This window comes from Mesorhizobium sp. M1163 (assembly GCF_040318415.1).
Classification (GTDB): domain Bacteria; phylum Pseudomonadota; class Alphaproteobacteria; order Rhizobiales; family Rhizobiaceae; genus Mesorhizobium.
In genome coordinates this window covers 1-23416 of the sequence record NZ_JAMYMF010000056.1, presented here as the reverse complement: position 1 = coordinate 23416, position 23416 = coordinate 1, and the positions used below count along the sequence as shown (strand labels likewise).

Below are 23416 nucleotides of genomic sequence, written 5' to 3'. Positions count from 1 at the left end.
GTGGCAGCTCAACATGGCTTGCGGAGACGCCCGGACCGAGTTGACTTCTGGCTTGACGAGGCCTGAAGATTGGCCCTGTCAATTCCAGCAGGAATAGTTGTCGGCAAGCGAACTGCGGCAATGCTGCACCCGACAGGATTCGAACCTGTAACTTCTGCCTTCGGAGGGCGCAGATCGTCCGCCAAAGTGGCACGTTTCTGCGGTATTGCTATTGGCGAAATCGCGGCCGAAGGGTGTTTGTGCCCCTTCCGTTCACCGCTACCGGTTCAATCGAACCGGTAGGTCCTGTCCGAATAAGTGGCAGCAACTCTTGTATCGTCGAGAATGACTACCATCGTCGTGATTATCATTCAGAAGCCTGGCACCAACGCGTCGATCATACTCGCCTCGCAGCACTTGACATAGGCCGCGGCATCTTGGGGGCTTAAGCTTTCGTCGGTCAAACGCCTGTCGAATCATCTAGAGTATCCGTCTTGGTCAAGGAAGGGATGGCGACCATTTCCGGTCGTCCCTGATGAGGGCGTTAGCGAGAACGACGAGCTTTCTCATGATGGCGGTTAAGGCGAGTTTTGCAGGTTTTCCGCCGTCTCGGAGGTCTTGGTATTTTGTCTTGAGTGACTGATTGAAACGGACCGCGACGAGGGCTGGCATGTAGAGCGCCTGCCTGACCGACGATCTTCCTCCCCGGATGAAGCACTTGCCCTTCCACTGCCCCGACTGGCGATCGACCGGTGCGAGGCCGGCGAGGCTTGCGACCTGCTTGTTGGCAAGGGTTCCCAACTCCGGCATGTCGGCGATGATGGCGAAGGCTGTGACTTCGCCAAGGCCTGGGATACTAGTGAGGATGTCGAAGCGACGGACAAGATCTGGCTCGCGGGCGACCAGCGTACGACATTCGGCGTCGATCGCATTGATCTGGGTGGTGATTTGCCTGAGCCGCTGCTCGGCCTGGCGCTTCAAAAGCGGGATGGTCAGGTTCTTCTGCCTGTTCTGGGCGGCGGTACGGTCCTTGACCAATGCGCGGCGCATCCGTCACTATGGACTGCTCGCCGGCTCCGCCCGCAAAGCCAGCCTCGCACTCGTGCGCGAACTGCTGAACGTCGCTCCGCCACCCGAAGACAACCCTTCAGCATAACCGGCTGACGTTCGCCCGCCTTGCCCTTGCTGCGGCGGGCGCATGGTGGTCATCGAGAGGTTCGAACGGTGGTGCCAGCCTCGTGCGCCGCCAACCTCACGAGCGCCGAACCGGGAGAACACCTCATGACCCGGCATGACCAAGTTGCTCGTACGACCGCGCCACGCCGGCGACGGTCAACGGGATGTTATGTGCACATTGCCGTCGAGCCGGTCGTCACGCACACCAATCCCGTCGGAATCAACGCTCCAGGCTCTGCGACCGGGCCCGGAAGCCGCTTCCACGCCATGCCCACCGCATCCTATGCGGAAGCTCGCGACAGACCCAGGCACGCTCCGAAACACAAATCCCCATAGGCCGTCGTCTGCGGCCCGCGGGTTCCTGGATGAGAGACTTTCGTATGCCTGACGGCACCCGAAACCCTTAAGCATGTCGGTCATTCAGCCAGCCACTCCTGTCCTCCCGAAGCCGACATTAATAGTGCCCACACCACCGTCGAAATTGCGCCGAGAGGGGACGACACCATTAGGAGAAGTGGCATTGAGGCTCTACCTCAGTGTCGCCAGCAGGTGTTCGGCAGCCCCGACATCCGCCGTATTCAGGCTCTCCACAAAATACGCCGCAACCGACTGCAAGAGCTCGCGAGCGCTGTTGATCTCCCCGCGCCCGGCCATCAGCGTCGCCATGTCGATTGCGGTTCGCAACTCCCATGCCCGTGCGCGCTGACTTCGGCTCAACTCCAGTGCCTGCATGAGGTAGGCGGCAGCTTCATCACGGTTGCGCTCCGACTGGAGAAGGAGGCTTCCCTTCATCCGTAGCAACTCCGGGAGGTACAACTGGTCGCCGTTCTTTTCGACTTGACCAAGCGACTCGTCGATCAACGCAATGGCTTCATCAACCTGACCGATCGCGGACAGTCCCCTAACTAGCGAGAGGTTGAGCGGCGTCGTGAGCAATTCATAAGGCGCCGCGTGGAGCTTCCGAAGAGATGTCTGCAGGCCCTCGACGCCGCTTTTTGCATCGCCGTGACGGATCGCGACTTCGCTTTTGAAGCCCCGACCGACCAGCAGGTAAGGAGTCATGGAATGGGATTCCGCGCGGGCGATGAGCATATCTATGTACGCCTCGGCGCTCTTCAGGTCACCGGTCCACAGGAAGACCGATATCGCCCAGATCAACGCGATCGCCAACGTTAGAGAATGATCCATGGCGGAAGCCTCTTCGACGGCCTGTCGGGCGTGTGCCATGGCTTGGTCCGGATGGCCTTGTAGCCAAAGGTTCCTCGCCAGGATGGCCCTGGCCAGGATTTTGCCTTCGAAGCCCAGATAGATCGTCGTGGTCCGCTGGGAGCGCGGCCCACGGTCGAGCGCCGCCTCCAGCTCTGCGCGGGCCTCCGCGAGGTCGCCTCGCAGGTGGAGCGAGATGCCCAGGATCGAGTGTGCCAGCGCGTTGACGACCGAGTCGTCCAAGGTCGCGGCTGTGGCTGAACAACGCCTTGCAAACTCAAGGGCGGTTGCGAAATTGCCCGTCCGCAGATGGAACATGTTGAGCGAACCCAACAGACGCACCCGGTCCAGCGGATCGCCGCGCTGCTCGGCGATCGCCAGGCTCCTCTCCAGAGCTACGCGCGCCCTGTCGCGTCCTCCCCGCATGAACATGAAGGACACGCCGAGGGCTGCCTGAAGATGCATCTCGTCAAGTCCGCCAAGGGCGGCATCGTCGAAAGCGAATATTGCTCTTTCAGACCAGCGATGACACTCCGGCAACAAGGACATTGCCAGGAAAACCGGCGCGACAGCGCTGGCGAGTCCGACGCCGATGTTGGCGTTTCCGCTGTCGCCGAAGCACCATTCCAGGGCAGCCCGGACATTGTTGATGGCGGCGAAGTGGGGCGCCCGCTCCTCACCGGTCGCCAGGCTTGGCCACTCGATCCCGGTCTGCTCCAGCCATCTCCGATAGTAGGCGGCGTGGCGCACTGCCAGATCGGCAGCCTCGGCGTCATCGATCCGGATGTCGAGAACGTAGGCGCGCGTCGTATCGAGGAGCCTGTAGCGCATCATTGCTCCAACCGGACGCGTCGCCACGATCGATTTGGCGACAAGACTGTCCATGGCGCCAAGGACGGTCGATCGGTCGAGGGTCGCGCTCGTCACGACCTCCAGGGCGGCATCGAGCGTGAAATGACCGACGAATACAGCGAGCCTGCGAAGCACCACGCGCTCAACGTCGGTCAGGAGCCCAAAGCTCCAGTCTAGTGTCGCCTGCAAGGTCTGCTGACGCGGCGGCGCTGTCCGTGAACCGAGCCACAGCAGTGTCAGGCGTTGATCGAGAAGCGCAGCTGTCTGCTGCAGCCCATAGGATTCGACACGTCTGGCCGCCAGTTCGATCGAGAGCGCCACCCCGTCAAGCTTTCGGCAGATGCTTGCGATGATCAAGGCCTCGGCGTCGCCGACGTCCAAACGAGCGCCACCTGCCACCGCTCGCTCGACGAACAGCTGGGTGGCCGGGAATGTCTGGACGATGGCCGCCGTTAGCCCCGGTTCGTCGGGCGGAAACGCAAGCGCATCCAACCGGCAGATATGTTCGCCCTCGACCCGAAGCGCCTCGCGGCTCGTCGCCAGGATGTAGACCTGTGACGCCGCATCGACGATGCTCGAGGCCAGAGGCGCCACCGCATCCACGAGATGCTCACAGGTATCGAGGATCAAAAGAATCCGCTTGTTGCGCAAGTAAGCGATCAGGTTGGGCGTCGCATCCTCTGTTTGAACCGTTAGTCCAAGCATCGAGGCGACGGCTGTCGTCACCAGACCGGGATCGCCGATCATTCCCAGATCGACGAACAAGACCGCCCCTGAAAATGCTTCGATCAGGTGATGCCCGACTGCGATCGCGACGGTGGTTTTGCCGACGCCACCGGCGCCAACGATGGTGACGAACCGCGAAGCATTCAGCTGCACCGACAGCTTAAGAACATCTTCGTCCCGTCCGACCATCCGGCTCAAGCGGTTTGGAAGATTCGCGTGCGGAAACTCAGCGGCAATGAATAGGGCTTCGTCGCGTGGGCTGTTTAATCGCAAAACCGGCGCAACGAAGCAATAGCCCCGCCCCGGAAGCGTCGCGATGTACCGCGCGCCATCCTTTCCATCGCCCAGCGCCTTGCGCAGTCCGGTCATGTGGAACCGCAGGCTGCCTTCCTCGACGACGACATCCGGCCAAACCCGCGACATTAGATCTTTCTTGCTGACGACTTCATTCGGTGCAGAGGTCAGGACTATGAGAATGTCGATGGCGCGCGAACCCAACTCTACGGGAGCGCCTTCTCTTGTCAGGAGCCTTTCACCCGCAGCAAAATGGAAAGGGCCAAACGACAATCTGTCTTTGGCTTGTATTCCCGTTTTCGTCATGGCGTCTTCTTTTGGAGCCGCCTGCACCCAGCGCCGCAGTTTAAGTCAAGGAGCGCTCCTGCACCATAGGGAGTCTCACAGTCTAGGCGCCTCCTATCTGCTCAAAAAAGCGGCAGGCTGGCAGCGGCTAACACAAGCTCACGACGCATAACGGGCTAATCCCGCCTCCTGGGCGTAGTTCAAGCTACGTAGATAGATCGCAAACCCATCAACCCAGGAGAGACCCATGGACACGACCAGAACCTCCGAAGCAATCGACCAGGATCGCCGGCGACTTTTGGGCACTGCGGCGGCCGGCATCGCCGCCGCCGGCGCGGCAAGCCTGCTCCCGTCGCAATTGGCCGCCGCATCCACGAGCGATGCCATCCGCCCTTTCTCCGTCAGTTTCCCGCAGGAGGAGATCAATGAGCTTCGCCGGCGCATCGCCGCCACGCGCTGGCCCGAGCGCGAACTCGTCTCCGACGAGGCGTCCCGGCGGATCTGGTCGACCCCAGCAACTGTAGGGCCAACGCAGGGCGTGCAACTCGCCACAATGCAGAAGCTCATGCAGTACTGGCGAACGGAATACGATTGGAGCAAGTGCGAGGCGCAGTTGAAGGCGCTGCCGAATTTCGTCACTGAGATCGATGGGCTCGACATCCACTTCATCCATGTGAAGTCTAAGCATCAGGGCGCCCTGCCTGTCATCATCACGCACGGCTGGCCCGGTTCGGTCATCGAACTTTTGAAGATCATCGACCCGTTCACCAATCCCACTGCGCACGGAGGCACGGAGGCGGAGGCGTTCGACGTGGTGATCCCGTCGATGCCGGGCTACGGCTTTTCCGGCAAGCCCACCGAAACCGGTTGGGATCCCGGGCGCATCGCGCGGGCGTGGATCGTGCTGATGAAACGCCTTGGCTACGACCGCTACGTCGCGCAGGGCGGCGATTGGGGAGCACTCATCACGGAACAGATGGCCCTGATCGCACCTCCCGAGCTGGTCGCCATCCACACGAATATGCCGGGGACCATTCCGCCGGAGATCGTGAAGGCGCTGGCCTCCGGCGGTCCACCCCCCGCTGATCTTGGCCCCGACGAGAAGCGTGCCTACGAGCAGGTAGCGTTCTTCTACCAAAACGGCCTGGGCTACGCCAACGAGATGGCTCTTCGTCCGCAAACGCTCTACGGGATCGTCGATTCACCGGCCGGCCTGGCGGCGTGGATCCTCGATCACGATGCGGACAGTTATGCGCTGATCGCCCGCTCCTTCGATGGAGAGCCGGAGGGCCTTACCCGCGACGACATCCTCGACAACATCACGTTCTACTGGCTGACGAACACGGCGATCTCGTCGGCACGTCTCTATTGGGAACATACGCAAACGGCGAAGGCCGGCTTCTTCGACGCCAAGGGCATCACCATTCCCGTCGGTGCGACTGCGAACCCCAGTGAAATCTACACCGCACCGAAGAGTTGGACCGAACGCGCGTTCCCGAAGCTTCTGCACTATGGCCGCACGGACAAGGGCTGCCATTTCGCCGCCTGGGAGCAGCCGAAGAGTTTCACCGATGAGGTGCGCGCAACATTCAAGACGTTGCAGACATGACGTGTTGGCGGGGGATGGCGCGCCGGACGCTCGTCATCTTCCGCCCAGCGATAGCTGCGTAGCGAACCTCCGAAGGGAGCGACTGCAATGAACCCCCTCATCAAGACGCTCACCGCACTCGCGGTTTGCACCGTGCTCGCCACGGGCGCGTTTGCCCAGAGCACGGTCGTTCCCATCGACAACGAGCCCGCACCCAAGCTGATCGTGGAGCCGCCGCTTCCGGGTCCGTTGGCCAGCGGCGTCGTGTTCATCCCGTACCGGGTGGAGAACTTGCGCATCCTGCCTGTGGGCGGGGCGGCCGCGCGCAACGTGTCTCCGCGGGTCGGGCATCTGCACGTCACCGTCGACGACCTGCCTTGGGCGTGGGCGGACTACGGTCAGAGCAACACCATCATCTTGGTTGGCATGCCAAGCGGCCAGCACAAGGTGCTGATCGAGGTGGTGGATCCCGAAGGCAAAGTCTTCACCAAACAAACGGTGACGTTCCACACTCCGGACAAGAAGGTGCAGCCATGAGGCTCGACCAACTGGCGGCCGTGCTGGCATTCGGGCTTTGCATCCTTTCCGCGCCCGCCTCCGCCAACCCGGTCGAGGATCGCTCGATCCGGCCCTTCAAAGTCTATGTGCCGCAAGCGCCGCTCGATGATCTTCGCAGTCGCATTGCGCAGACAAGGTGGCCCGACCGGGAGACGGTCGATGACCAGTCGCAGGGCATACAGCTCGCGAAGATCAGGCCGCTCGTCGAGTATTGGGGCACGGCCTACGACTGGCGGACAGCGGAAGCGAAGCTGAATTCCCTGCCCCAGTTCATGACCACGATCGACGGAGTGGACATCCACTTCATTCACGTTCGCTCGAAACATCCCAATGCCCTGCCGCTGATCATGACGCATGGCTGGCCCGGCTCGGTGCTGGAACTGCTCAAGACCGTCGGCCCTCTCACCGATCCCACGGCGCATGGCGGTAGCCCGGAAGACGCGTTCGACCTCGTACTGCCGTCGTTGCCGGGTTTCGGCTTCTCCGGCAAACCCACAGATACCGGCTGGGGTACAGACCGCATTGCACGAGCCTGGGCAGAGCTGATGAAGCGCCTTGGCTACACAGATTACGTCGCCCAGGGCGGCGACTGGGGCTCTCCCGTTTCGAATGCAATGGGACGTCTGGCCCCGGCAGGCCTGCTCGGCATTCATGTCAACCTGCCGGCTGTCGTACCGCCAGAGATTGCCGCGGTGCTCGCCGCCGGCGGACCGGCGCCGGCGGGGCTCATGGACAAGGAGCGCGCGGCGTTCGATGCGCTCAGCATGGCCGCCAAGATGGGGAACAGATCCTACGCCACGATGATGGGCACCCGGCCCCAGACGATCGGTTACGCCATCAATGACTCCCCCGCAGGGCTCGCCGCTTGGATGCTCGGGCATCCGGGCTTTTCGGGCTGGACCTACGACAAAAGCGACCCCGAAAAGTCGCCTGACGAGGTGCTGGACGATATCACGCTGTACTGGCTGACGGACACCGCCACCTCGTCCGGGCGAATTTACTGGGAGTACGGCGGCGGGCGCAGTCCCGTTTTTGCCGGCCCTGAAAAGACCAGCGAAGTCTCGCTGCCGGTGGCCATCACGGTCTTTCCGGGGGAAGGCTATCAGGCCCCCGAGACGTGGGCCCGGCGCGCCTACCCCAACCTGATCTACTTCCATGAGGTCGACAAAGGCGGCCACTTCGCCGCGTGGGAGCGGCCGGAGCTCTTTTCTGCCGAGTTGCGCGCCGCGTTCAGGCCGCTGCGGCAAACCAAATAACCACCTCACTCGAAAGGAACGACAAATGTCTCAAACCATGAAAACGCCCCGTGACGAAAAGCACGAAACTGCGACCGGGACCCTCAAAAAGCAGGCGCTCGACATGAAGCTCGAGGTCGTGGTCATCCCCGTCTCGGACGTCGATCGCGCCAAGAGCTTTTATATCGGCCTGGGCTGGCGGCTCGACGGCGATTTCGTCGTCGGCGATACGTTCCGGGGTGTGCAGTTCACACCTCCGGGCTCGCCTGCCTCGATCCACTTCGGCACGGGGGTCACGACGGCGGAGCCCGGCTCGGCAAGCGGGCTTTATCTTGTCGTGTCGGACATCGAGGCGGCGCGCGCCGAGCTCATTGGCCACGGCGCCGAGGTCAGCGAGGCGTTTCACCGCACAGGTCCCGGCAAGCCGGCGGTCAAGGGGCGCGATCCCGAGCGGCGCAGCTACTCCTCGTTCGCGACGTTCAAGGACCCGGACGGCAACGAATGGCTGCTGCAGGAAATCACCACCCGCTTTCCCGGCCGGATCGACACCACGACCTACGCTTCCGGAGCGGATCTTGTTGCCGCGCTGCGACGCGCGTCGGAGGCCCACGGCGAGCACGAGAAGCGCAACGGCGGCCAGCGCGATGAGAACTGGCCGGACTGGTACGCGGAATACATGGCGGCTGAGCAGGCCGGCAAAGAGCTTCCGCTCTGAAGGATTCAGCGCGCAGCGCGCCGCTGAACCGTCTGCGCGGCGATATCGATCGAAACTGAAAAGGCGTCGTCGATGAAAGCAATTAAGCTGCTCGTCGCCGTGGCGCTCGCAATGGCAATCGGGGCTCCGATTGCCAGTTTTCTGGGAGACACGAATGTGGCTCAGCCGATAGCCTCCGCACCGATGAGGGTTCCGTTCCTTCACGGACTTTCCTCCGACCAGTTCGAGGGTCAATCCGAGCTTGCTTCGCTTGGCGTGGCGCACGAGTGGATAAATTCGCCGCCGCTGACGGCGTCGGCTTTGCATGGCAAGGTCGTCCTCATCGATTTCTGGACCTACACCTGCATCAACTGGCTGCGCACGCTTCCCTACGTTCAGGCCTGGGACGAGAAATACCGGAAGCATGGTTTGGTGGTGATCGGAATCCACGCGCCGGAGTTCTCGTTCGAAAAAGACCTGAACAACGTGCACCGAGCGGTGAAAGACCTGGGGATCGATTACCCGATCGCCGTCGACAACGACCATCTCATATGGCGGGCTTTCAGCAACCAGTACTGGCCGGCACTCTATTTCGTCGATTCGCGGGGACGCGTCCGGTATCACCACTTTGGCGAGGGCTCATACCAACAGTCGGAAATGGTCATCCAGGAATTGCTGACTGAGGCTGGCGCCGGCGGATTCGACCGTGAGCCTGTGTCGGTGGATGCCCGCGGCATCGAAGCCGCGGCCGATTGGGAGACCCTCAAGTCTCCGGAAAATTATCTCGGCTACGAACGCACCCAGAATTTTGCCTCCGGCGGTGAAGCGGTCTTGGACGCGCCGCACATCTACGACGTGCCGGCGCGACTACGCCTGAATGAGTGGGGGCTGTCTGGCAGTTGGACGGTAAGGAAAGAAACCGCCGTACTGAACAAGTCCGATGCCCGCATCGCGTACCGTTTTCACGCGCGCGACCTTCATCTGGTCATGGGTCCGGCAGCACCGGGAACGTCTGTGAGATTTCGCGTGCTGATCGACGGGCAGCCGCCAGGCACGGCTCACGGCATCGACGTCAATGAAATGGGCGAAGGCGCAGTGACAGAGCAGCGCCTGTACCAACTGATCCGACAATCGAAACCCATCGTCGATCGCCAGTTCGAGATCGAGTTTCTCGACTCAGGCGTGGAGGTCTTTGCATTCACGTTCGGCTGATCGCCCGCGCAAGGATAGAGGTTCCCAAATGCATTCGCTCAATATCCCCGATGAAATCGACCAAGATCGCCGTCGGTTCTTTGGCGCCGCCGCGATGGCTGTCGCCGCCACTCAGTTCGGCCTGATCGGCCCGGCACAAGCGCAACAGACGACTGGAGAGCCTGCGGCGTCCTTTGGGCCCTTGAAGCGGATCGAGGCCGGCGTGCTGAGCGTCGGCTATGCGGAACTTGGACGGACCGACGGCCCGCCCGTCATCCTGCTACATGGCTGGCCGTATGACATCCACACCTATGCCGATGTCGCTCCTCTGCTGGCAGCGAAAGGCCACCGCGTGATTGTTCCCTACCTGCGCGGATACGGCACGACCCGATTCCTGTTGGACGACACGATGCGCAACGGTCAGCAGTCAGCGATTGCCGCGGACATTGTCGCCCTGATGGACGCACTGGGCATCGAAAAGGCGACGATTGGCGGCTGCGACTGGGGCGCGCGCACCGCGAACATCATTGCCGCACTATGGCCTGAACGCTGCAAGGCGATGGTCTCGGTGAGCGGCTACCTCATCGGCAACCAGCAAGCCGGCAAGCTGCCGCTGCCACCCAAGGCCGAGCTGCAATGGTGGTATCAATATTACTTCGCCACCGATCGCGGCCGCGCCGGCTACGAGAAATACACACGAGATTTCACCAGGCTGATCTGGCAACTCGCGTCGCCGCGGTGGAATTTCGACGATGCCACATTCGAGCGCAGCGCCGCAGCCTTCGACAATCCCGATCACGTGGCCATTGTGGTCCACAATTATCGCTGGCGGCTCGGACTCGCCGCCGGCGAGCAGCAATACGACGCGTTCGAGGAGCGACTCGCGCAGGCACCGGTCATCGGCGTGCCGACGATCACCCTCGAAGGCGACGCCAATGGCGCGCCGCATCCGGACGCCAGCGTATACGCCACGATGTTCCCGGGCAGATACGCGCATCGGGTCGTCACCGGCGGCATCGGGCACAACCTGCCCCAGGAAGCGCCGCAGGCCTTTGCCGATGCCGTTGTCGAAGTCGACGCCTGATCGAGTTCGCGGCAACCGCCGAAGCGGCGGTTACCGCTACCAGCAAAGAATGCCCATGAGCCACATCACAAGGGTTGTCTATACGGCCAGGACCGCAACCACGGGCAGTCGCGAAAATGGCGCCTCGCGCAGTTCCGACGGCCTTCTGGACATCTGGCTATCGACGCCTGGATCGGCGCGCATCGGCACCAATCCGGAGCAGTTGCTCGGGGCCGGCTGGTCGGCCAGCTTCGCAAGCGCAATCGCATCTGCGGCCCACGAACGAAAAATCGCGCTGCCTGCAGGGATGAGCATCGAGGCCGAGGTGAATCTGAACTACGGAGAAAACGGCCACTTTCTTAGCGTCCAACTGGATATTGCCGTGCCGAGTCTGGAGCGCGATGTGGTACAAATTCTGGTGGATGAAGCGCACGAGATTTGTCCTTACTCCAAAGCGACACGGGGCAACATCGATGTCGTAATGAGGATCGTCTGATTTGACCTAAATCGCTCTTCGGCGTTGAAGCTTTTGGCACCTCGCTCCCAGTCTGTTCAGGGTCAGATGATGATCATGCCCACATCGACGTGAATGTCCGCTTTCGATATCCACGGGCTCGAAGCTGCCGATCCGTTGTCGGCCCATTCCTGACATAATCGCCACTGCTCAGAAAATCACTTGCTCAGCCGGCTTCCACCGTAGGGATACTCACTTGAGCGTTTGACCCTGAGTTCTTCGTTCGCTAGCGGGAGCCTCGCGCGGCGTCACAACCATATGTGTCATCGCCTCCAACCTTCGGCGACAGCGCCCGCCAGTGCCGGGGCGATTCGCGGCTCACGTCTCCCTTTTGCGCCGAGCTTGTTCTATGGCTGCCCGAGAGGCTGCGCCTCCCCCGCCTCGCATTCCGGCAGCCGCACAGGTTTGGCGAGTTTTGCCAGCGACCCGGTCTTGGCGCACGCCGGGAAGCCGGCTAGCGGCATTGTCTCGATGAAACGACCGCGCTCCGTCTTGCTCAAGCTGAATTCATTGACCATGCCCTCGACGGTCAGGTCCGGATACCGTTTGAGGGTTTCCCGGACCGAAGCATTCGCCTCATCGATTCGACCCAGAGCCGCAAAGGAGCTGCTACGCACCACCCAACCCCCTTTGCCGTAGTTATCGGGCGTCTTGCGCTCCAGCATCTTCAAGGCGTCCTCATAGCGACCAGCCATAAAATAGGCAGTGGAGTAGAAAGCAGTTGCCCACATCGGGTAATTCGGGTCGAGCCGTATAACTTGGTCGACCAACTGAGCGCCGCGTTCGGGTTCGTCGAAGCCTGCCGCAAAGCCGGAATAGAATGTCAGGATTTCGGCCGAACCCGGAGCGAGGCGGAGGGCCGTGTCCAGCTCGACCTTGGCGCGGGCGTTGTCGCCCTTGTCTTTGAGGCTCATGCCAAAAACGGCGTGCGCCTCGGCGTCGCTCGGATCGAGCCGCACCGCGCGTTCGGCTACATCGGCAGCCGCCTTGATCTCGCTCTCGGGATTGATACCGAAGCCAGCCAATATGTTATGAGCATGATAAAGTTCCACCCAGGCCCGGGCGAACCCCGGGTCCAGCTCGACAGCGAGGTTGAGCAGCCTGATGGCCTCCTCCTCATCCGCTACGGTAATCTTTTCAATCCTTTCGGTTCCGAGCAGGTAGTAATCATAGACAGTCAAGTTGTCCGGCCGTTTACGCTTCGCTGCAGCCCGCCCCGCGCCTTGAATCAGCCCCACGCCGTTGCCGAGGCGGTTGGTGACCTGCTCGGCGATCTCGGTTTGAACGGCGAATACGTCTTCAGCAGGCCGGTCCCATCGCTCCGACCACAGATGGTTGCCGGCTTTTGCATCGATCAGCTGCGCGGTGATCCGCAGCCGACCGCCCAGGCGCTGGATCGAGCCTTCCAGCACATAGCCGACGTCGAGCGCACTCGCGACCTGGCGGACATCCAGCGACTTGCCTTTGTACGCTTGCGTCGAATTGCGTGCCACGACGTCGAGTTCGGGAAACTGCGCGAGATCGGTGATGATGTCTTCGGTGAGGCCATCGGCCAAACGCCCGGTGGCCTCGTCGCCGCCATAATTATTGAAGGGCAGCACCGCGATCGACGGCTTGGCCCCCAGTGGCGCAGGCTGAAAGACCCACCATGTCCCTCCACCCGCCAGAGCCAGCACCACGATGGCCGCCGCAGCCGTCCTGGCCCAGCGCGGCATCATTCCGAGAAGCGGGCGGCGCGCCGGCTTGCCATCGAGCCTCAGCCGGTACATCCGCACGGGGCGATTGATATTCTTGACTTGCTGCTCGCCAGCGAAATCGAGGGGCCAATCAAGCTTGCCCTGCAGATGGTCAAAGGCCGTGCCCGATACGATCACGCCGCCCGGGTCAGCGAGTTGCTGCAACCGAGCGGCGATATTGACGCCGTCGCCATACACATCGCCATCCACGAGCGCCACATCGCCAAGATTTATCCCGATGCGGAACACAATCCGCTCATGCTCCGGCAGTCCACCATTGCGAACGGCCACAGCTTTTTGAATTTCGGCTGCGCAGATTACCGCATCGACCACGCTGTCGAAGACGACAAGTGCGCCATCTCCTAATAGTTTGACAATTCGACCCTGGTGCAGAGCGATCGCCGTATCGGTTACGTCGGCCCGGATAGCTCTCAGGCGTCCGATGGTGCCAGCTTCGTCAATTTCGATCGCCGTTGAATAGCCGACCATATCCGCTGCAAGGATCGCCAGCAGTTTCCGGTTCAATGGAGGGACGATCATCATCCGGCCCCGGACCCAACATGGCTAAAATTGTACACCTATCGCGGCGCCCTGACGAGCCCGCCCGGCCAAAGCCAGGAGGTCGTCCATTAGCCCCGGTGGTCCGAAAGGTCGCTTCTGGCGCACAGCGGTCAGACGAGGCTGGATGCAAGGGCCGGCTATCTTGTCCAGTCATCTTGAAAGCTGACAGTCCGGTTCCGGCCCCTTCCAGGCATTCACAATGCCGGTCGATCGCCGATCTGACCGCCAGAGGCTGTTGACGTCGAAAACACATAAGCCGCCAGGTGTTCCCTTTTTGTGCTTCCAAAGTCGCATAAACTGGAACTGGCCTCTCGCGAGGGCCATCGACCGATCGCATCAGGTCGTATCTAAAGGCCGTAAGAAAAACCGGCAGTTTGCCCAATCCTTGCTGCGACTGCGTGCCTCAAGCTCTGATCGGCGCATTGCCCGTCCGTTGTGCGGCAGCAGGAGTAGCTGAAGCTGGAGGGCAGCGCCGCGGACTCAACGAGCGCTACTGTTATGACGGCAGGAACGAAGAAGCAGTCCTCATGGACCGATGCATGCTATGCATTGCTTCGATCACGCCCAGCACGTGCGGACATAGGCGAACTCCGGCGAAGAGTTTGACAGCGGAGATCAGCGCAAGATGTCCGACAGGCTCTCGGGCTTCTTCTCGCCAAGCGACAGATCAAGGCCCGACAGAAGGTCGATGAGATGACTTTGCATCAGGTCGGACGCGTTTTTTGCGTCGTGCTTTTCGATGGAATCAACGAGGGCGTGATGGGCGTGGCTTTCGCAGGTGGTGTCGCGGCGGCGCCAGTAGAGCGCGATGATCAGCGACGACCGCGACAACAGGTCCTTGACGAAGCCGGTCAGGATCGAATGGCCGGCGATTTCAGCGATGCCGACATGGAATTTTGCCGACAGCATTATGGCGTCGCTGTCGCGGCCGGCATGCAGGGCCTCGTGCTCTTTTTCGAGATGAAGCCGCAGTTGCGCGATCTCGGCCGGCTTTGCCACTTCGGCGGCAAGCGCCGCGACCTTGGGCTCGATCAGCGCCCGCGCTTCGAACACCTCGCGCGCTTCCTGCTTGGTCGGCTGGGCGACGAACGCGCCGCGGTTCGGCTCGAGCCGAGCCAAGCGGTCATGCGACAGCGCCTGCAGCGCCGCGCGTATCACCGCGCGGCTCACCGAATAGATCGAGGCGAGCTCGTCCTCGGGCAGCTTTGTGCCCGGTGCGAGGCGGTGGCTGACGATGGCGTCGCGCAGGCCGGCATAGACCGGAAACCAGCGCATCGTCGGCTTGTCGCCATCCCGTGTCTTTGGTCCAAGCAGGTCCATCGTCTCATTGTCCCGGCGGCCGGATCGCATAGCGGCGCGAACACCGCGTTTCCGGCCGGACATCGAACATCCTGTGTGGGAGTGTCAACAATTTTGCACGCATCAGGATACACGGCCGGAGGGCGAAAAGGGCGCAAAGATTCCGGCGAAGGATTTTTCGAGTGGAACCTGGTAGCCGCCGCGCTTCGAGGTCGACAGGCCAAGGCTGACGAGGCTCTCGCAGAGTTGTACCGCGCAGGCGACGCCGTCGAGCACAGGAAGGCCATGTTCGCGGCTGAGCGCGGCGGCGAGGTCGGCCATGCCGGCGCATCCCAGCACAATCGCTTCGGCCCGGTCGTCGCGGATGGCGCGCTCGATCTCCTCCGAAATTCGATGGCGGGCGTTGGAGCCGGGCACTTCGAGCTCCAGAACGGGAACGTCGCTTGCCCGGACCCTGGCGCAGCGGCTGGCGAGGCCGTAGCGCACCAGATTGTGCTCGATCGCCGGCACCGAACGCGACAGCGTCGTCACCACGCTGAACTTGCCGGCAATTAGGCTCGCCATGTGAAACGCCGCTTCGCCGATGCCGACCACCGGCATCTCGCCGACGCAGCGTACTGCGTCGAGGCCGGTGTCGTCGAAGCAGGCGATGACGCAGGCGCTCGCCGCCGGATGTCTCTGGATCTCGCCGATCATTCCCGGGATGGCGAAGACCTCGTCGAAATAGCCTTCGACGCTCGGCGGCCCGTCCTTCGGATTGACGGCAATGATCCTGGTGCCGGCCGAAGCCGCGCCGCGCGCCGCCTCGCCGATCTTTTCGGTCATGGACGCAGTGGTGTTGGGATTGACGACGAGTATGTCCATTTGCGCTTTCATATTTCCCCGCCGAGATAGAGTTTCTTGACCCGGTCGTCGCCAAGCAGCTCGGCCGAATGTCCGGCCAGCGCGATCCTTCCGGTCGTCAGTGCGTAGGCGCGCTGCGAGATGCGCAGCGCCATGCGCGAATTCTGCTCGACCAAGAGAACGCTGACCTTTTCGTCGCGATTGATCGCCACGATGGAGCGGGCGATGTCCTGGACGAGCTTCGGCGCGACGCCGAGCGAGGGTTCATCGAGCAGCAGAAGCTTCGGTTTGGCCATCAGCGCCCGCCCGATCACCAGCATCTGCTGTTCGCCGCCGCTCATCGTGCCCGCCGTCTGGGAATAGCGTTCCTTCAGGCGCGGAAAGCGCGCGAGCACCATGTCCAGCGTCCTGGCGATTTCGGCCTTGTCGGTGCGGGTGAAGGCGCCCATCATCAGATTGTCGCGCACCGTCATGTAGGAAAAGACGCGCCGACCCTCCGGCACCATGGCGATGCCCATCCTGACCAGCTCGTCCGGGCGCGTTCCGTCGATGCGGTGGCCCCGGAAATGAATCTCGCCGCTGCGGACTTTCTTCAGGCCGGTGATGGCGCGCAGGATCGAGGATTTGCCGGCGCCGTTCGCGCCGATCAGCGCGACGGTCTCGCCCTCGTTGACGTTGAGCGACACGCCCTTCAGTGCATAGACATGGTCGTAGTAGAGTTCGACGTCGGAGACTTTCAGCAGTTCGCTCATGGCTAAAATCCGATCGCCTCATCTTCGGCGCCGAGATAGGCCTCGATGACCTTTTCGTTCTCCTGGATTTCGTTCGGCGTTCCCTCGGCGATTTTCACACCGAAGTTCAGGACGACGATGCGGTCGGAAATGTTCATGACGGCGGGCATATCGTGCTCGACCAGCAGGACAGTCACGCCGCGCTTCCGCACGTCGCGCACCATCTCCACCGCGCGTACGGTTTCGTCATGGTTCATGCCGGCGAAGGGCTCGTCGAGCAGAAGCACGGTCGGGTTGGTAGCGAGCCCGATGGCAATCCCGAGCGCGCGCAGATGGCCGTGCGGCAGCGTGCTGGCGATCTCATGCCGTTGCGCGCCGAGATCGAGGAAGTCGATGATCTCGTCGGCCGAGCGGCCGAATTCATCCTCGTCGCGCCGTGCGGTGTTCGTGCCGAGATAGAAGCCGGCAAGGCTGGCGTTGGAACGCAGTTGATGCGCGATGATGACATTGTCGCGCACCGTCATGCCCTTGAAGATCGTCGTCTCCTGGAACGTGCGCACCACGCCCTTCCGGGCGACGATATGCGGCGCCAGGCCTGAAATCCGCTCTCCCCGGAATAGCACTTCGCCCGAGGTCGGATTGAGGAAAGAGGAAATCAGCTTGAACAGCGTCGACTTGCCGGCGCCGTTGGGGCCGATGACGGAGAGGATTTCGCGTTCGCGGACCGCGAAGGAAACATTGTTGACCGCGACCAGCCCGCCGAAGCGTTTGGTCACGGCCTTGATCTGGAGAAGCTCAGTCATGGTCCTAGCCCTGCTTCTTGCCGAACAGCCTGAGGCTGAGCAGGCCGTTGGGAAGGAACAGCATCAGCGCGATCAGCACCGAAGAGAAGATCAGCAACTGGAACTCGCCGGTCTCGAACAGGAAATCCCAGCCGAAATAGAGCACGAAGGTGCCGATCATCGGCCCGAAGACGTGGCCGAGCCCGCCGAGGAAGCAGTTCAGCATGAAGTTCACCGAGTCGGTAACGGTGAAGCTCGACGGATAGATCGACTGCGAGATGGCGACGAACATCGCACCGCCGAGACCGCCGAGGAATGAGGAGAAGGCGTAGGCGATAACGCGCAGATAGGCGATGTTGACGCCGATCGAGGAGGCCAGTTCCTCGTTCTGCTGCAACGACTGGCAGAGTTTGCCAATGCGCGAATGGACTAGGCGGTAGAGCGCCGCAAAGCACAGCACCATCAGCACAACCGACACCAGATAGAAGGCGGGACGCGGATTGGCGAGCGTCGCGAAATCTGGAAGGATGGTCAGCCCGAAGATCGAGATGCCGCCGGGGAGCGGAATGCTGACCATGCCCTTGGCTCCGTTGGTGATCGGCAGCGCCAGCGCGAGCAGCCGCGCCACTTCGGTCAAAACCAGCGTGACCATGGCGAAATAGACGCCGCGAAGCCTGAGGATGGGCAGTCCGATCACCACGCTTGCAGCGGCGCAGAATAGCCCAGCCAGCGGCAGTGTCAGCCAGAACGACACACCGTACTGGACGACAAGAATGGCCGAAACATAGCCGCCCATAAGCGCGAAGGCGCCCTGGCCGATATTGATGCGGCCGATGTAGAAAGTCACCCACACCCCGGCGCTGGCGATGCTGAGCAGCGCGACCGAGGTCAGCGTGTAGTAGAGGTCGAGCCGACCGGTCGCCTCGATCAGCCAGGGCACGCCGACGAGTACGACCAGCAGGAAGACAGCGACGGCGAGGATGTTGCGTGTACGCTTCATGTCCATCATCCCCACGGCTTGCCCATGAGCCCGTTCGGGCGGATGCTCAGGAACACCATCAGCGCGGCGAAGATGACGAGATAAGTGACGTCGCCATATTGGCGTAGGACCGTCAGGCCGACCGATTCCATCATGCCGAGGATGAAGCCGCCGGCGATCGCTCCGCTGACCACGCCGGCCCCGCCGATCATCACCATCAAGAACGCCTTGATCGAAATCGGCCCGCCGATGCCCGAATTGACGCCGGTGATGGCGACCAGCAGCCCGCCGACTATGCCGGCAAGCATGGCGCCGAGCGCAAAGCCGATCATCGAATAGCGGTCGACCTCGACGCCCATCAGCTGCGCCGCGACCCGGTCCTGCGCCAGAGCCCGCATGGCGCGTCCCGGCTTGCTGTACTGCATGAAAAGCACGAAGGAGGCGATGAACAGTATGGCGAGTGCGCCGACCAGTAGCCGGTCGTAAGGCATTATGAGGCTGTCGGAGACGAAGACGCCTTTGACGATCTTCGGCACGCCGCGCTGCTTTTCGCCGAACAGGAGGAGGATCACGGCGTCGAGGAAGAATGCGACCGCCGCCGCGAGAAGCATCGTACTTTCCTCCCGCACGCTTCGCTTAATCACCGTCCTGAAAAGGAATTTCTCGACAAGCGCTCCAATGACCAGCAGCGTGATCCCGGACGCGACGAGCGCGACGACGAAAGGCATGCCGAGCTGGCCATAGACGGTGTAGGTGACGAAGCCGCCGAGAACGTACATCTGCCCATGGGCAAAGTTAAGCACGTTCATCAGCGCGAAGATCAGGGTCAGACCGAGCGCGATCAAGGCGTATTGCGCGCCAAGATAAAGCCCGTTGGCGATGACTTGTTCCATCAGGATGGTTCCGGCCGTTCAGAGGCTGAAGACGAATGCTCGAGCCTCTGCGGCAATCCGCTTCGGTGCAGTTGCGTCAATCGACTTGAGCGACGAAGAGCGTCTCGAACTTGCCGTCGCGGTATTCCGTGACCACCATCGGGACCGAAAGCTGGCGCTTCTGGCCAAACGACGTCATTCCGACATAGGTCAGCTTGGCATCGTCCTTCAGATAGGGATTGGGCGCCGAGAAAGTGTCGATCGTCTTCTTGAACTCCTCGACATTGTCGATCGCGGCCGGGTTCGCCTTCAGCGTCTCGATGATGTATTCGAGCGCATAGACCTTGGTGTTGGACTCGTCATTGTATTCGCCGAACATTTTCGTATAGCGTTCGACGAACTCCTTCATCGTGTCGGACGCGATTTCGGGCGTCGATGCGCCGCCGACCGAGATGAAGCCGTTGGCCAACTCGCCCGCGCCCTCTTCCAGCACCTTGGCATCCTGCGCCGTTTCGGTGGAGATCAGGCCTTCGTAGCCGAGCTCGCGCGCGGCGCGGATCAGCAGCGGCGCATTGCCCGGCGCGACGCCCGAAAGCACCAGCAGGTCCGGTTTTTGCAAAACGATCGGCGTCAGTACCGGCGTGAAATCGCGGGTATCGTTTTGGTAGACATCCGTGGCAGCCACAACCTCGAGCCCGAGCGCCTTTGCCGCGGCAACACCGCCATCCCGCTGGCTCAGCGGATCGGATTCGTTGGCGGCGACAAAGGCAACTTTCTTCACGCCCCTGTTTTCCATTAGATATTTGTAGATCGCCGGAGCCGACTGGTAGTTGGCGATCATGCCGAGCACGGCGTTGGACGCCGGCGGGGTGTAGAGTTCCTTCGGGAATGCGTAGGGAAAATAGATGATGCCCTTGGATTCTGCCACGGGACGCACCGCCGCCGCGCCGTCGTCGACATTCGGACCGACGACATAGTGGATGCCCTCCTGGGCCATCTTCTCCATGCCGGCGATCGCCCGCTTCGGGTCCTTCTGGTCGTCGAAGGTGACGATTTTGACGTCATAGGTCTCGTCGCCAATCTTCACACCGCCGGTTTCGTTGATCCAGGTGGCGCGTGTCTGCATCGAGCGGACGTTGGATGTGCCCCACGCAGCGGCCGCGCCACTCGTCACGCCGACAAAGCCGATCTTGAGTTCCTTGTTGGCGGCGTGCACCGCTATTGTGCCGCCGGCCATGATTGCCAGCGCGGAGACGGCGCCGCGCGCCGCGGATGTGATTATTGAACGTCTGTTGATCATTGTTCTTTCCCCTTTGGAGGCCGCGCATTGTTGCGACAGAACTCGACCGATACGCGGATTTTTGTGAGTGAAGGCTCAAATCAATCACCTGTCAACAAAACTTTATCAGATTGTTGACAATCTTGTGAGCGGCCGTAGACGCAGAACGTAGGACCGATCGCGGTTCGGTGCTTTGCTCGAGAGGTTCGTGGTGTCGGAATTCCTGAAGCTCGCATGGTGGTCAGAGCGACGGGTGTCTTTCTCACACTACCGGACCAAGGATCAGGACGAGGTCGGCGTCGTGATCGAGGATCGACGCGGTCGGGTCGTCGGTATCGAGGTGAAGGCCTCCGCGAACGGTTCCGCAGGACTTTCGGGGATTGCACCAGTTGCAGGAAGGAGTCCGCGATCGTTTTGTGCGTGGGCTGGTGCTGCACGACCATCACCGTGTGACGCCGTTCGGCGAAATAATTGCAAGCTGCACCGCTGTCGGTTCTGTGTTCGATGTAAAGTTGCATAAAATGCGGTCTAGAACTTGGGTCGCGAGGTGGTCTAAATAATCCCAGATCGATACGAGCCGAGCCTTCATTGGTCGCGGTGATTTCTGGCAACTTCGCCACCCCCCCGTAAGCCATCTTGCATCGAACCAGCGGTCCGCCGGCCCGTCATAGGGCAGCCGCGTGACATCCCAGTGGCTGACGAAGCGCGCGTAGGCGTCCCAGACCGGTGGACCGCCGCCGATGAAGACGACACGGCCGGCAAAGCGCTTGAGCGTGTCCTCGGGATCCATACTGGAGCGAACGACGACAAGTTCCCGATCCGCGCGAGCAAAATCCGGAACGCTCGCGATCGTCTTGGGACCGGCGAGCAAGACGTGTCCTCTCGTGACGTCGAAAAACCGTGCAACGTCGGCTACGAACTCCGGCGAGCCGAAGCGATATTGGCAAACTGAAACGTCAGAGCGGGCATCGCGCAGATGCCCGCCACCATGGGTACGGATGCACGCAAGGGACCGAAGAAGCGCCGGCGACCCCCCACCGCTCGAAGAACAGGAGAGGGGCCAATAGTGCGAAACCCGCTTTCCAAGCCGTTTGCCGATCCAGAAGGACAGCCAGTCCCCCAGTGCCGCCCCAATGGCGGCGGCAAGCCATCACGAAATTCCGGTTCTTCTCAGCAGCGCCACGCGGGCTAACGCTGATTATCGTATGGCCGGCCTGCAGCGCGAATCGCGCTGCTGGCTCGCCCAGGTTCGGCCATCGTCAATCGCCAGATCACGCACGATCAGCACGGGATGGAGCCGGTGAACGACAGCGCAGGGTTCGGCGTCGTTTTGGCCTTCGGCCTATTGGTGCTCAACTGGCTGGCGATCCGCTTATCGATGTTGTCGCCTGGCTGGCGAGCTTCTGATGCGTACGCCGTTCCACCCCGGTGCGAGGAACGGGAGAGCACCAAGGACGGCGATGAAATAGCAGGGCGGTACAACCCGCCCCAACCGAAGCCGCGTTCTCGACGACATGGTTACTGTGACAAGACGAACAGGGTATAAGGCTATGAGGCAGCAGACTGGTTGAGGAGCGCCCCCCCGTCATGAAGCCGATGAACGAAGAGCATCTCGCGGTTCTACGCAGGCACATGGTCGAGATGATTGCAATTCACACCGATCTTGCAAGCGAAGAACTTGGCAAGGCGGCGCTCGATGAGCGGGTATTGGCGGCGATGAGGCGGATACCGCGGCATCTCTTCGTGCCAGCATCAGTTGCGCCTTATGCCTACCAAGACATGCCGCTGCCGATCGGCTTTGATAAAACCGTCTCGCAGCCCTTCATCGTTGCTCTCATGACCGATCTCCTTGCGCCGCAACCGTACGAGGTAGTGCTCGAGATCGGCACCGGCCTAGGCTACCAAACCGCAATCCTCGCGGACCTTGCCGGGCAAGTTTGGAGCGTCGAAATCATCGAGGAATTCGCAAGCCATGCCGAGGCTCTCCTGCGGGGTCTCGGCTTCTCCAATGTCGGCATTCGTGTCGGAGACGGGTCTCGCGGCTGGCCTGAGCACGCCCCATTCGACAAGATCCTGGTCACCGTGGCGGCTGGGCGGGCGCCGCCGGCTTTGATTGAGCAGCTCAAGCCGGGGGGACGCCTGGTTCTGCCCGTGGGACCTGGAGAAGCGCAGTTGCTGACCGTCATCGACAAGGATGCGGCAGGGCAACTGAAGACTCGCAAACTCATCCCAGTTCGGTTCAGCCGTCTCGAAACGGTCTAATGAGGAGTGCGGCTGCGCGGAGCCGTGCTGGAAGATCAGGATAACGCGCGCCGCATCGATCACACAGGCGCTGGATGGCATCGCCGATCTTTTGACATCCATGCCGCAACGCCACTCGTCGAGCACGCCTGCCGCCGCCGGTCGCAGCCGCTGGCGATCATGCCGGCGCGGTCGTATTGCGCGCTTCTCAAAGACCCCTTTATCCAGCCTACTGTGTGCCTGCCAGACGGCAAATGGGTCGCTCATCTGGGAAATGACGGCTAAAGGCTCAAGGAATTCGCCCAGTGGCCAACACGTAGCGGGCAGGAGGTAACGATGGATCTCAAGGACAGGCGCCTCTGGTACGGCGTGGTAGCCGTGATCGTGGTATTGGTCGTGATTGCGTATGCGGCTGGTTGGTTTGGCGGCACACCGATACTGTGATACAAATCGCTGTGGGCTCCTAGACTAGAAAAAACATCGTAAAATCAATGCCTGCCGAGGCGCGGCATTGCGTCTCGACAGACCCCACCTCAAATCGCCACCTGAAGCGACATCGGTGGCCGCCCGTCCCAACAATCTACTCAATTCCAGAATCATGGAAATCCACAACTCGGTTGGATTGAGCAGCTGAAGCCGAAGTTCATGAGTTGTGTGCGTCAAGTTCTGCAAAAATGGCGTGGCAGTAGCTGTGACGTCGGCGTGTCCGCCGCGCAGCCCCCGTGTTTAGCG

At 61.6% G+C, this 23416-nt stretch carries 19 protein-coding genes and 2 pseudogenes; 10 read left to right on the top strand and 11 right to left on the bottom strand.

The genetic code is table 11. The annotated features are described in order from the left end of the window. Positions 1–477: 477 nt before the first annotated feature. Positions 478–1029: a transposase gene (locus tag NKH43_RS32690; protein WP_352861649.1), complete on the bottom strand. Its 552-nt coding sequence runs from the start codon at positions 1027–1029 to the stop codon at positions 478–480. Here NKH43_RS32690 and NKH43_RS35395 point away from each other — a divergent pair. Then, positions 1025–1264: pseudogene (locus tag NKH43_RS35395) on the top strand (IS91 family transposase); the annotation flags it as partial. The gene NKH43_RS32690 and the pseudogene NKH43_RS35395 overlap by 5 nt on opposite strands. A gap of 419 nt (positions 1265–1683) precedes the next feature. On the opposite strand, the gene NKH43_RS32685 reads toward NKH43_RS35395, so the two are convergent. Further along, a complete protein-coding gene (locus NKH43_RS32685; protein WP_352861647.1) occupies positions 1684–4539 on the bottom strand; it encodes an ATP-binding protein in 2856 nt (951 codons plus the stop codon). Between the two features lie 226 nt (positions 4540–4765). Between NKH43_RS32685 and NKH43_RS32680 the strand changes: the two genes are divergently transcribed. The 7 genes from NKH43_RS32680 to NKH43_RS32650 all read left to right on the top strand — a co-directional run bounded on the left by NKH43_RS32680 (position 4766) and on the right by NKH43_RS32650 (position 11343). Then, positions 4766–6127, top strand: coding sequence for an epoxide hydrolase family protein (locus NKH43_RS32680; RefSeq protein ID WP_023722323.1), 1362 nt, complete (start codon positions 4766–4768; stop codon positions 6125–6127). Between the two features lie 87 nt (positions 6128–6214). Then, a complete protein-coding gene (locus NKH43_RS32675; protein ID WP_352591189.1) occupies positions 6215–6643 on the top strand; it encodes a DUF6130 family protein in 429 nt (142 codons plus the stop codon). Then, a complete protein-coding gene (locus NKH43_RS32670) occupies positions 6640–7920 on the top strand; it encodes an epoxide hydrolase family protein (protein ID WP_031195070.1) in 1281 nt (426 codons plus the stop codon). Before NKH43_RS32675 ends, NKH43_RS32670 begins: the two co-directional genes overlap by 4 nt. A 37-nt stretch (positions 7921–7957) precedes the next feature. After that, entirely contained in the window at positions 7958–8614 is a 657-nt protein-coding gene (locus tag NKH43_RS32665) for a VOC family protein (protein ID WP_502906529.1), read from the top strand. Positions 8615–8686: 72 nt separating this feature from the next. Further along, positions 8687–9805: a redoxin domain-containing protein gene (locus tag NKH43_RS32660; RefSeq protein ID WP_352791666.1), complete on the top strand. Its 1119-nt coding sequence runs from the start codon at positions 8687–8689 to the stop codon at positions 9803–9805. Between the two features lie 94 nt (positions 9806–9899). Beyond that, entirely contained in the window at positions 9900–10868 is a 969-nt protein-coding gene (locus NKH43_RS32655) for an alpha/beta fold hydrolase (RefSeq protein WP_502895824.1), read from the top strand. A 55-nt stretch (positions 10869–10923) separates the two neighbouring features. After that, entirely contained in the window at positions 10924–11343 is a 420-nt protein-coding gene (locus NKH43_RS32650; protein WP_352861643.1) for an Ohr family peroxiredoxin, read from the top strand. A gap of 365 nt (positions 11344–11708) precedes the next feature. Here the strand turns inward: NKH43_RS32650 and NKH43_RS32645 are convergent, their stop codons facing one another. From NKH43_RS32645 to NKH43_RS32610, 8 genes are all read right to left on the bottom strand, one after another. Next, a complete protein-coding gene (locus NKH43_RS32645; protein WP_352861651.1) occupies positions 11709–13637 on the bottom strand; it encodes an adenylate/guanylate cyclase domain-containing protein in 1929 nt (642 codons plus the stop codon). 636 nt (positions 13638–14273) lie between these two features. Next, complete coding sequence (locus tag NKH43_RS32640) at positions 14274–14978, bottom strand: GntR family transcriptional regulator (RefSeq protein WP_023722328.1); 705 nt, start codon at positions 14976–14978, stop codon at positions 14274–14276. A gap of 102 nt (positions 14979–15080) precedes the next feature. Beyond that, positions 15081–15821, bottom strand: coding sequence for an aspartate/glutamate racemase family protein (locus NKH43_RS32635; protein ID WP_023722329.1), 741 nt, complete (start codon positions 15819–15821; stop codon positions 15081–15083). Between the two features lie 8 nt (positions 15822–15829). Continuing rightward, positions 15830–16552: an ABC transporter ATP-binding protein gene (locus NKH43_RS32630; RefSeq protein ID WP_352861641.1), complete on the bottom strand. Its 723-nt coding sequence runs from the start codon at positions 16550–16552 to the stop codon at positions 15830–15832. 2 nt (positions 16553–16554) lie between these two features. Continuing rightward, positions 16555–17334 (bottom strand): ABC transporter ATP-binding protein, encoded by a 780-nt coding sequence (locus tag NKH43_RS32625; RefSeq protein ID WP_352861640.1) that lies wholly within the window; start codon positions 17332–17334, stop codon positions 16555–16557. 4 nt (positions 17335–17338) lie between these two features. Next, positions 17339–18313 (bottom strand): branched-chain amino acid ABC transporter permease, encoded by a 975-nt coding sequence (locus NKH43_RS32620; RefSeq protein ID WP_352861638.1) that lies wholly within the window; start codon positions 18311–18313, stop codon positions 17339–17341. 5 nt (positions 18314–18318) lie between these two features. Then, entirely contained in the window at positions 18319–19185 is an 867-nt protein-coding gene (locus NKH43_RS32615; protein WP_352466754.1) for a branched-chain amino acid ABC transporter permease, read from the bottom strand. Between the two features lie 76 nt (positions 19186–19261). Continuing rightward, positions 19262–20464, bottom strand: coding sequence for an ABC transporter substrate-binding protein (locus tag NKH43_RS32610; protein WP_352861636.1), 1203 nt, complete (start codon positions 20462–20464; stop codon positions 19262–19264). A 187-nt stretch (positions 20465–20651) separates the two neighbouring features. Between NKH43_RS32610 and NKH43_RS32605 the strand changes: the two genes are divergently transcribed. Beyond that, positions 20652–20963: a DUF4143 domain-containing protein gene (locus NKH43_RS32605; RefSeq protein ID WP_352861634.1), complete on the top strand. Its 312-nt coding sequence runs from the start codon at positions 20652–20654 to the stop codon at positions 20961–20963. Between the two features lie 99 nt (positions 20964–21062). Here NKH43_RS32605 and NKH43_RS32600 read toward each other — a convergent pair. Then, positions 21063–21368 (bottom strand): annotated as a pseudogene (locus tag NKH43_RS32600) (diacylglycerol kinase); the annotation flags it as partial. 662 nt (positions 21369–22030) lie between these two features. On the opposite strand from NKH43_RS32600, the gene NKH43_RS32595 reads away from it, so the two are divergent. Then, entirely contained in the window at positions 22031–22705 is a 675-nt protein-coding gene (locus tag NKH43_RS32595; protein ID WP_352861632.1) for a protein-L-isoaspartate(D-aspartate) O-methyltransferase, read from the top strand. Positions 22706–23416: the final 711 nt, after the last annotated feature.

Excerpts from the sequence above, each read along its gene's own strand:
- NKH43_RS32690 (WP_352861649.1), bottom strand. The coding sequence starts at position 1,029 with ATGCGCCGCGCATTGGTCAAGGACCGTACCGCCGCCCAGAACAGGCAG.
- NKH43_RS32685 (WP_352861647.1), bottom strand. The coding sequence starts at position 4,539 with ATGACGAAAACGGGAATACAAGCCAAAGACAGATTGTCGTTTGGCCCT.
- NKH43_RS32680 (WP_023722323.1), top strand. The coding sequence starts at position 4,766 with ATGGACACGACCAGAACCTCCGAAGCAATCGACCAGGATCGCCGGCGA.
- NKH43_RS32675 (WP_352591189.1), top strand. The coding sequence starts at position 6,215 with ATGAACCCCCTCATCAAGACGCTCACCGCACTCGCGGTTTGCACCGTG.
- NKH43_RS32670 (WP_031195070.1), top strand. The coding sequence starts at position 6,640 with ATGAGGCTCGACCAACTGGCGGCCGTGCTGGCATTCGGGCTTTGCATC.
- NKH43_RS32665 (WP_502906529.1), top strand. The coding sequence starts at position 7,958 with ATGAAAACGCCCCGTGACGAAAAGCACGAAACTGCGACCGGGACCCTC.
- NKH43_RS32660 (WP_352791666.1), top strand. The coding sequence starts at position 8,687 with ATGAAAGCAATTAAGCTGCTCGTCGCCGTGGCGCTCGCAATGGCAATC.
- NKH43_RS32655 (WP_502895824.1), top strand. The coding sequence starts at position 9,900 with ATGGCTGTCGCCGCCACTCAGTTCGGCCTGATCGGCCCGGCACAAGCG.
- NKH43_RS32650 (WP_352861643.1), top strand. The coding sequence starts at position 10,924 with ATGAGCCACATCACAAGGGTTGTCTATACGGCCAGGACCGCAACCACG.
- NKH43_RS32645 (WP_352861651.1), bottom strand. The coding sequence starts at position 13,637 with ATGATCGTCCCTCCATTGAACCGGAAACTGCTGGCGATCCTTGCAGCG.
- NKH43_RS32640 (WP_023722328.1), bottom strand. The coding sequence starts at position 14,978 with ATGGACCTGCTTGGACCAAAGACACGGGATGGCGACAAGCCGACGATG.
- NKH43_RS32635 (WP_023722329.1), bottom strand. The coding sequence starts at position 15,821 with ATGGACATACTCGTCGTCAATCCCAACACCACTGCGTCCATGACCGAA.
- NKH43_RS32630 (WP_352861641.1), bottom strand. The coding sequence starts at position 16,552 with ATGAGCGAACTGCTGAAAGTCTCCGACGTCGAACTCTACTACGACCAT.
- NKH43_RS32625 (WP_352861640.1), bottom strand. The coding sequence starts at position 17,334 with ATGACTGAGCTTCTCCAGATCAAGGCCGTGACCAAACGCTTCGGCGGG.
- NKH43_RS32620 (WP_352861638.1), bottom strand. The coding sequence starts at position 18,313 with ATGAAGCGTACACGCAACATCCTCGCCGTCGCTGTCTTCCTGCTGGTC.
- NKH43_RS32615 (WP_352466754.1), bottom strand. The coding sequence starts at position 19,185 with ATGGAACAAGTCATCGCCAACGGGCTTTATCTTGGCGCGCAATACGCC.
- NKH43_RS32610 (WP_352861636.1), bottom strand. The coding sequence starts at position 20,464 with ATGATCAACAGACGTTCAATAATCACATCCGCGGCGCGCGGCGCCGTC.
- NKH43_RS32595 (WP_352861632.1), top strand. The coding sequence starts at position 22,031 with ATGAAGCCGATGAACGAAGAGCATCTCGCGGTTCTACGCAGGCACATG.